This window comes from Acinetobacter sp. V89_7 (genome assembly GCF_029967895.1).
GTDB classification, from domain to species: domain Bacteria; phylum Pseudomonadota; class Gammaproteobacteria; order Pseudomonadales; family Moraxellaceae; genus Acinetobacter; species Acinetobacter soli.
This window is the reverse complement of record NZ_JASCAJ010000012.1, coordinates 1-1,965: the sequence shown is the minus strand read 5'-3', so window position 1 is coordinate 1,965 and position 1,965 is coordinate 1. Positions and strand designations below refer to the sequence as shown.

Annotated in this window: 2 tRNA genes and 1 rRNA gene; all 3 read left to right on the top strand. The window is 50.1% G+C overall.

Annotated features, from left to right (window positions below):
• The first annotated feature begins 177 nt into the window (after positions 1-177).
• The 3 genes from QLG00_RS01215 to QLG00_RS01205 all read left to right on the top strand — a co-directional run bounded on the left by QLG00_RS01215 (position 178) and on the right by QLG00_RS01205 (position 1,965).
• A 16S ribosomal RNA gene (locus QLG00_RS01215) occupies positions 178-1,716 on the top strand.
• A gap of 60 nt (positions 1,717-1,776) precedes the next feature.
• Positions 1,777-1,853, top strand: a tRNA-Ile gene (locus QLG00_RS01210).
• A gap of 36 nt (positions 1,854-1,889) precedes the next feature.
• Positions 1,890-1,965 (top strand) — tRNA-Ala (locus QLG00_RS01205).

The window sequence follows — 1,965 nt, the reverse complement described above, 5'->3', positions numbered from 1 at the left end:
GATCATTAAGAGAATAGAAGAACAACTTGTGTGGATTTTTACTGGTTGATTAATCGATATATATTATCATTAATTGATTGGTTTAAATTACTCGAAGTTTATTTGAGCGAAATTTAAGTCAGGAAATTGATGAGCCAGAATTGGCACCTTGTCTATAAATAAGGTGCAAAATGATTTTAACTGAAGAGTTTGATCATGGCTCAGATTGAACGCTGGCGGCAGGCTTAACACATGCAAGTCGAGCGGGGTGATGGTGCTTGCACTATCACTTAGCGGCGGACGGGTGAGTAATGCTTAGGAATCTGCCTATTAGTGGGGGACAACATCTCGAAAGGGATGCTAATACCGCATACGTCCTACGGGAGAAAGCAGGGGATCACTTGTGACCTTGCGCTAATAGATGAGCCTAAGTCGGATTAGCTAGTTGGTGGGGTAAAGGCCTACCAAGGCGACGATCTGTAGCGGGTCTGAGAGGATGATCCGCCACACTGGGACTGAGACACGGCCCAGACTCCTACGGGAGGCAGCAGTGGGGAATATTGGACAATGGGGGGAACCCTGATCCAGCCATGCCGCGTGTGTGAAGAAGGCCTTATGGTTGTAAAGCACTTTAAGCGAGGAGGAGGCTCTTTTGGTTAATACCCAAGATGAGTGGACGTTACTCGCAGAATAAGCACCGGCTAACTCTGTGCCAGCAGCCGCGGTAATACAGAGGGTGCAAGCGTTAATCGGATTTACTGGGCGTAAAGCGCGCGTAGGCGGCCAATTAAGTCAAATGTGAAATCCCCGAGCTTAACTTGGGAATTGCATTCGATACTGGTTGGCTAGAGTGTGGGAGAGGATGGTAGAATTCCAGGTGTAGCGGTGAAATGCGTAGAGATCTGGAGGAATACCGATGGCGAAGGCAGCCATCTGGCCTAACACTGACGCTGAGGTGCGAAAGCATGGGGAGCAAACAGGATTAGATACCCTGGTAGTCCATGCCGTAAACGATGTCTACTAGCCGTTGGGGCCTTTGAGGCTTTAGTGGCGCAGCTAACGCGATAAGTAGACCGCCTGGGGAGTACGGTCGCAAGACTAAAACTCAAATGAATTGACGGGGGCCCGCACAAGCGGTGGAGCATGTGGTTTAATTCGATGCAACGCGAAGAACCTTACCTGGCCTTGACATAGTAGAAACTTTCCAGAGATGGATTGGTGCCTTCGGGAATCTACATACAGGTGCTGCATGGCTGTCGTCAGCTCGTGTCGTGAGATGTTGGGTTAAGTCCCGCAACGAGCGCAACCCTTTTCCTTACTTGCCAGCATTTCGGATGGGAACTTTAAGGATACTGCCAGTGACAAACTGGAGGAAGGCGGGGACGACGTCAAGTCATCATGGCCCTTACGGCCAGGGCTACACACGTGCTACAATGGTCGGTACAAAGGGTTGCTACCTAGCGATAGGATGCTAATCTCAAAAAGCCGATCGTAGTCCGGATTGGAGTCTGCAACTCGACTCCATGAAGTCGGAATCGCTAGTAATCGCGGATCAGAATGCCGCGGTGAATACGTTCCCGGGCCTTGTACACACCGCCCGTCACACCATGGGAGTTTGTTGCACCAGAAGTAGCTAGCCTAACTGCAAAGAGGGCGGTTACCACGGTGTGGCCGATGACTGGGGTGAAGTCGTAACAAGGTAGCCGTAGGGGAACCTGCGGCTGGATCACCTCCTTAACGAAAGATTGATTGGCCGGTAAGAATCCACAACAAGTTGTTCTTCTAAGATGTATCTGAGGGTCTGTAGCTCAGTTGGTTAGAGCACACGCTTGATAAGCGTGGGGTCACAAGTTCAAGTCTTGTCAGACCCACCAAGTCTACGGCAGAAAGATACATTAATGATATAAGCTGGGGACTTAGCTTAGTTGGTAGAGCGCCTGCTTTGCACGCAGGAGGTCAGGAGTTCGACTCTCCTAGTCTCCACCA